Source organism: Asaia siamensis (assembly GCF_014635085.1).
Taxonomy (GTDB): Bacteria; Pseudomonadota; Alphaproteobacteria; order Acetobacterales; family Acetobacteraceae; genus Asaia; species Asaia siamensis.
The window spans coordinates 341,381-348,364 of record NZ_BMCH01000004.1 but is presented as its reverse complement, the minus strand read 5'-3'; the positions used below and the strand labels follow the sequence as shown (position 1 = coordinate 348,364).

Sequence of the window (6,984 nt, the reverse complement as noted above, 5' to 3'; positions counted from 1 at the left end):
GCTGGCGCCGACTGGTGAGGGATTACGAACAGCGTATCGACGTGGCAGAGGCCATGATCCACATCGCCATGGGAAGCCTAATGCTACGCCGAAACGCTCATCCGTGAATTTCCAAAAGGGCTCTTAACCATCTCTGGTTGCTTCTATGATTTACTGGCCTTTGCCCGGAGAAGTAGAGCATATGCTAGATATCCCGCGAATTTTATTACTTATTGTGTCGCACCTCAAGGTCGTGATAATGGTAATCGATATCAAAATTATAAAATTACCATAAATGTCAGGACAGATGATGCTGGGTCGTGAAGTCATAATAACGAAATGTCCGTACGATGATAAGCTAAAGGACAAATCGGATACATATCTTGCTTGAGTGAAGATGATTTCGGTAGCATGTCCTCATACGGAATATTTATATTTGATGAAGGGTGTGTCGCCATGTTCAAAAAGGAATAATTTTGCCTTACCGGTAACGTATATGATGTTGAGGAATTCCTCACGCATGATCACTTGAGAGTTTCGAAAGATGGAGAACTCCTGCGACGAGGGCGCGACGTTAAATGATCAGAAATATAAGAGCCCTGCCTGGTGCCCAGCTATTCGGGTCTTGATGCATCAAATGTCCTGAAGGCAGTTACGCTTTATAGACAACTTCGCCATTGGACTTGAGCTTGGCGACAACCTTAATGTTCGAATACAGACCGGAACTGTCACCATCAAAGACAATAGAGGGATACTGGAAACGCCACTCTGACAAAAGGAAGCAAGTGGCGTTTCCAGAAACGCCTTCTGGTCCCTGTGGTTCGTCAACACGCAGACGCGAAAAACGGGGTTGAGCTGCATGAACGGTCGAAGAAAGTGCACCTCGTCAGCGCGATGATTAGTCGCCGTGGCTAGCTGGAAATAAGGGTTTACTCTTCAAGCGATAAGCGGCGATGCCAGGCGTATGACACAGTTGTTCATGTAGCAGATTTATTTCATCGCTTGATGATGCGTTTCCGTTTCACGGGATATAGGCTGCTCAAACAGTGAAACGAGCTATCACTCGATACGAGCCGTTGGTGGGGCCAAGCTTTATGTATGGGCTCGCTTCAGCATTTCAAGCTTGGGTCAATAGGTCTAGAGTCTACGGCTTTTCTGGGTAAATTTCTGCAGAGCCGATTTGTATCGACATATTACTTGAAAATTACTTGATATCTACGTGTTAATTTTAGGTAAATTTTTTCTGCTAATGAAAATCCATCATCGGCGAATAATCTCTCGTCTCTGCTACTCTTGAATGCAGAGTTTGGTGGGTAATCCTGATCAAGAGTGGCATCATATACCGCAGCCCAGTTTTCAATCTCCTCGACAAGCTTATCGGATAGGCCGAGAAATCGAGGATCGATGTTGTCATAGTTGTTTGGCCCACTATGCCATAGCGGCCAGCATTCATACTCCGGCATCAACTTGATAACATCCATTCGAGCAAGCCCTCATGACAGCGTTAACGAGATGACCATGCCTAATTTGATTGCATCGTGCTCTAACATATCCAACAATCATTACCAGCTTCTCCACTCCCAGAACCCGTGTCTCTTCTCCAACACGGAGGAAGGAGGGCTTCCTCGATGCTGAGTGCCATTCAAAAAGAGGAAATGTAGGGCGTTATGTGACAGGCAGGATTGTTCCGGTAACGAAATTGCAGAAAATGAATAATGTAACCATCAGGGAGACACTATGGAGTATTGAAATCCTGATTGAATCGAAAACTGCGCAATGCGAATTTGGAGTGCTGGTAAGTGATAGGCTTTCTGCGTCAATATCCGCAGGGTTTGATATTTTCAAAATATCAAATGAAGCATTCAAAATTTTCAGGATCCGGATTTGTGCCACCAAAGTGATTTGGATCACGTATTGCTGACACTGATCGCGATGATAGAGGGGCCAGAGTTTGAGATGACGGAGGAAGAGTTCCATACGATTTTATTGACCATTCGTGAGATGAACGAGGGGTAACGCGCCGAAGGATGCGCCCTCATAGTCGTGCCGTCGAGAAAGGCACTTCCCGCCGTTGGAATCCTGGTCTTTCACCTGCATGACGGGTTTTCAAAATGCGGGGGCTTTGCCTCTCGGATGGCCGGTTGAGCAGTGCTCCACCAGGGCACGGGTTCCGCTGCAATTGCCAGCTGCGTCGGGCCATTCTTGCAGCAAAGGAAACCGGCAGCGTAGCCCCCCAACGGCGCACGAGGCGGTGTGCCGCCCAGGAAGTCCATCGACGCAATCGACGGTGCCGAACCCATCGCGCGTGAACGGATATCACACTTTGAATCATGCTCATCGCAACGAGCTATGCTATTCCCCGGCAGCATCAAGGACTAACGGGCCTTGTCAGCAACTGTCGGCGCCAGAGTATCGGGCGATGACGGCGATTAGAGACTATCGAGCAGGACGATAAGAAGAAATATGTCGCAATCAAGAACTCCCAATGCTCAGGACCTCTCAAGTTTCGGCAAGCTCCCCCTCGCTGTTGCCCGAAACAAGGGAATCTGGCCGCCAGCGCGTTATCAGCATGTTCTGGTCGCATGCGCGCGCTGGGAGAACGATAGCGTCGTCGAGTGGCTGAGTTATCATCGCTCGATCGGTTTTGATCACGTCTATCTCTATTGCAACGATGATGACCCCTCGGGGCTTTATGAGGCTGTGCTTCCCTTCCTGCAGGGAGAGACGCCTTTCGTGACTTTTCATCATTATCGTTATCAGGGCGAGCAACTGCAGATGTACCGCCATTTTCTCAGGCATTATGCCCAAGAGACAAAATGGCTGATGTTCCTCGATCTGGACGAATTCGTGTGTCTGCCCGGCAGTGATGATATCGCCGGTGTCAGCGCCCGCTTCGGGGCGGACCACGATGCCATTTATCTGAACTGGTGCGGCTACGGCCATTCTGGCCATAGCCAGCGGCCCGCAGATGGTATCCTGCGCAACTACACGAAGCGCGAAGTCGGTGCGTCGCCTCTCACAAAGATCCTCGCAAAGACGGGGGCCGTTTCCTACCGGCTGTCTTATGATAACCCGCTTGTGGGCATCCATCACGATCTGTTTGCTCTGGGCGCACCTCTGCGTGCCTGCAACATGCTCGGTGAATCGATGGAGGGATATTATGATAATTTTCCCGAGAATGCCTGGGCGTTTCTGAATGCCGATAACCGACGTGTGCGGCTGGTCGAGGTCGGCTATATCGCCCACTTTAACATTCGCTCCGAGGAGGATTTTGCGCGCAGGATAGAGCGTGGATGCAAGGGGGATTTCAGCGCCCAGACCCATTGGCGTGACCGGAATGCCGATGAGCGCCTGGCCTATCATGCCGACACAAATGCGGTGACCGATCTCTATCTGAGCAATTACTGGAAGTCGCTCATCGATAAGGGTTTGAAAACAACCCTCATCCCGGGTTCGGTATGGCCACTGCTTTCGGTCGGCAAGCGCGCGACGCAGAGTTCCACGCTTCATGACGGCTCACGCGACGAAGACGCCTGTCGCGCTGTCTCGGGACGCCTGACAGGTCACCCGCAGCACCATACGGCGCTGCAGGATAATCCCTGGTGGATGGTCGATCTGGGCGAACTCAGCCATATTCATGAGATCATGATCTTCAACCGCCTTGATGGCGCGATGGAGCGGTTGGGAAGCTTCAAGGTCGAAGTCTCTCATGACCGTTTCTTCTGGAACACGATCATCGATCGCCAGAACGGGCCGCTCTTCGGTGGTCTCGATGGCACCCCGTTCGACTGGCGCAATGACGCTGGTGTTCTCGGGCGCTTTGTGAGGGTCACGGTGCCGGGAACGCAGGTCTATCTGCAAACCGATCAGATCGAGATCTACGGACGACCGTTCTCGCTTGCGGAGTTCGAACAAAATCGCAACGCGGCCTCGGCCTGATATTCCAGAAGCCATGGCGTATTCCCTTCCCGAAGGGGGTACGCCATGACCGCCTGCCAATAGCCAGGTCGGTTTCTGCTCATTATTTCGTATGCCCGCCCTTGGCATTTGAAATAATGCTCCCATGTTCAAATCATGACAGAACGAGAACTGCCATAATGGGGTTCGCGTCGTCGCAACTGGCCGCCTTCATGGGGCATGGGAGCATTGAGAAATTATGAATATTGAGAAATTTACCGAACGTAGCCGCGGATTTCTTCAGGCTGCGTCGACGATCGCCCTTCGCGACTATCATCAGCAGCTGACGCCTGAGCATCTGCTTAAGGCCCTGCTTGACGACCCTGAAGGCGCTGCCTCGGGTCTCATACGTGCTGCGGGCGGCGACCCCGAGATCGTTCGCAAAGCCAATGACGCCGCGCTTGCCCGCCTGCCAAAAGTTCAGGGCGGCGGCGCAGGCCAGCCTCAGGCTACCCCGGACCTCGTGCGCGCGCTTGACACTGCCGAGCAGGACGCCCAGCGCGCAGGCGACAGCTTTGTCGCGCAAGACAGGGTTCTCGTAGCTCTTGCTGGCACGAAATCGGCAGCAGGCCAGGCACTTGCAGAAGGCAAGGCCGATGCCAAGGCGCTGGAGCGTGCCGTCGCCCAGCTGCGCAAGGGCCGCGTGGTTGATAGCGCCAATGCAGAGGCCGGTTTTGACGCGCTCAAGAAATATGCCCGTGACGTCACGGCGGTGGCGCAGTCGGGGAAGCTCGATCCGGTGATCGGGCGTGATGAGGAAATTCGGCGCGCTATTCAGGTCCTTGCTCGCCGCACGAAGAACAATCCCGTGCTCATTGGTGAGCCTGGCGTCGGCAAAACGGCTATCGTCGAGGGGCTGGCCCTGCGCATCGTCAATGGCGACGTGCCGGAAGCTCTGCGCAACAAGAAGCTGCTCTCGCTTGACATGGGCGCACTCGTTGCTGGTGCAAAATACCGGGGTGAATTCGAAGAGCGCCTGAAGGCCGTTCTCAAGGAGATCGAGAGCGCTGAAGGTCAGGTCATCCTGTTCATCGACGAGATGCATACGCTGGTCGGTGCGGGGCGCTCTGATGGCGCCATGGATGCCTCCAACCTGATCAAGCCGGAACTCGCCCGTGGCGTGCTGCACTGCATCGGTGCGACAACCCTGGACGAATATCGCAAATATATCGAGAAGGACGCAGCTCTTGCCCGTCGCTTCCAGCCGGTCTTCGTAGGTGAACCTTCGGTTGCCGATACGATCTCGATCCTGCGTGGGATCAAGGAGAAATACGAGCTGCATCACGGTGTGCGTATCACCGATGGCGCGCTCGTAGCGGCAGCAACCCTGTCCAATCGCTACATCACAGACCGGTTCCTGCCCGACAAGGCAATCGATCTCGTCGATGAGGCGGCAAGTCGTCTGCGTATGCAGATCGACAGCAAGCCTGAAGCACTGGATGAACTCGACAGGCGTATCATCCAGCTCAAGATCGAGCGTGAGGCAATCCGCAAGGAAGAAGACAGTGCAAGCCGCGAGCGTCTGGTGAAGCTCGAGGTCGAACTGGCCGATCTGCAGGAGCAGTCCGATACACTGGGCGCGGCCTGGCATGCCGAGAAGGATCGCGTCAACGCAATCCAGAAGCTCAAGGAACAGCTCGACCAGGCGCGTTCGGAAGTCGATGTGGCCCAGCGCAAGGGTGATCTCGGCAAGGCATCGGAACTGATGTACGCGACCATTCCTGGTCTTGAGCGTCAGATCGAGGAATCCCAGCAGCGCGAGCAGAAGGATGCCGATCAGGCCGGTCTGTTCAGCGAAGCCGTGACTGATCAGGGCATCGCCGCCGTTGTGTCGCGCTGGACGGGCGTCCCGGTCGATCGCATGCTCGAAGGCGAGCGCGCCAAGCTGGTCCGAATGGAGGACTCCCTGCGCGAGCGTGTGGTGGGTCAGGAAGCCGCTCTCAAGGCTGTGTCGAATGCTGTGCGCCGCGCGCGCGCCGGGCTGCAGGATCCCAACCGTCCGATCGGGTCCTTCCTGTTTCTCGGGCCGACCGGTGTAGGCAAGACCGAGCTTGCGAAGGCGCTGGCCCAGTTCCTCTTTGACGATGATCGCGCCATGCTTCGCGTCGATATGAGCGAATTCATGGAGAAACACGCCGTGTCCCGTCTCGTCGGCGCGCCCCCGGGCTATGTCGGCTATGAGGAAGGGGGTGTGCTGACTGAAGCCGTGCGTCGCAGACCCTATCAGGTCATCTTGTTCGACGAAGTTGAGAAAGCACATGAGGATGTCTTCAACATCCTGCTTCAGGTGCTTGATGACGGGCGGTTGACCGATGGGCAGGGTCGTGTGGTGGATTTCCGCAACACGATCATCATTCTGACGTCAAATCTGGGTTCGGATATTCTTGCCAATCAGCCGGATGGTGAAAGCGCCGATCTGGTCCAGGCGCAGGTCATGGCCGTGGTGCGCAATCACTTCCGTCCGGAGTTCCTGAACCGACTGGATGAGATCGTTCTCTTCTCGCGTCTGCAGCGCGCAGATATGAGCCGCATCGTCGCCATCCAGCTCAAGAGGCTCCGTGGCCTTCTTGAAGAGCGCAAGATCACGCTCGATCTGGATCAGGCCGCAAATGACTGGCTGGCAGAGTCCGGTTACGACCCGGTCTACGGGGCTCGTCCGCTCAAGAGGGTCATTCAGCGCAGTCTGCAGAACACGCTGGCCGGGCTTATCCTTGATGGCTCGATCTTCGATGGCCAGACTGTGCATGTTTCGGCCAATGACAAGGGGCTGGTCACCAATGGCCAGCAGGCCGAGTTCGACTGATAACCGCTATTGCCCTGTGATGCCTGCCTAGGGTGTCAGCATCAGCAGAAAGGCGTGAGATCTTCGGGTCTCACGCTTTTTTTTGGTTGGCACCTAACCGCGTATGAACCCCAGTTTCTAAAGGGCCGTGCGCTCTCCAAGCACTCGGCAAGACAGGCGTCCGGCAAAATATGCCTCTTATGATCCGCATCGTCACTCCCCGTGGCAAGTCCGCGGATGCGAGGCGCCCAATGCGCAGTGGCACG

General features: G+C 54.9%; 2 protein-coding genes and 1 pseudogene. All 3 read left to right on the top strand.

Annotated elements, in window-relative coordinates; all coding sequences use genetic code 11:
- Nucleotides 1-107: pseudogene (locus IEV53_RS09550) on the top strand (IS5/IS1182 family transposase); the annotation flags it as partial.
- A 2,335-nt stretch (nucleotides 108-2,442) separates the two neighbouring features.
- Nucleotides 2,443-3,918, top strand: a complete 1,476-nt coding sequence (locus tag IEV53_RS09545) for a glycosyltransferase family 2 protein (RefSeq protein ID WP_188426539.1) — start codon at nucleotides 2,443-2,445, stop codon at nucleotides 3,916-3,918.
- Between the two features lie 217 nt (nucleotides 3,919-4,135).
- Complete coding sequence (gene clpB / locus IEV53_RS09540) at nucleotides 4,136-6,739, top strand: ATP-dependent chaperone ClpB (RefSeq protein WP_188426538.1); 2,604 nt, start codon at nucleotides 4,136-4,138, stop codon at nucleotides 6,737-6,739.
- Nucleotides 6,740-6,984: the final 245 nt, after the last annotated feature.

Excerpts from the sequence above, each read along its gene's own strand:
- IEV53_RS09545 (WP_188426539.1), top strand. The coding sequence starts at position 2,443 with ATGTCGCAATCAAGAACTCCCAATGCTCAGGACCTCTCAAGTTTCGGC.
- clpB (WP_188426538.1), top strand. The coding sequence starts at position 4,136 with ATGAATATTGAGAAATTTACCGAACGTAGCCGCGGATTTCTTCAGGCT.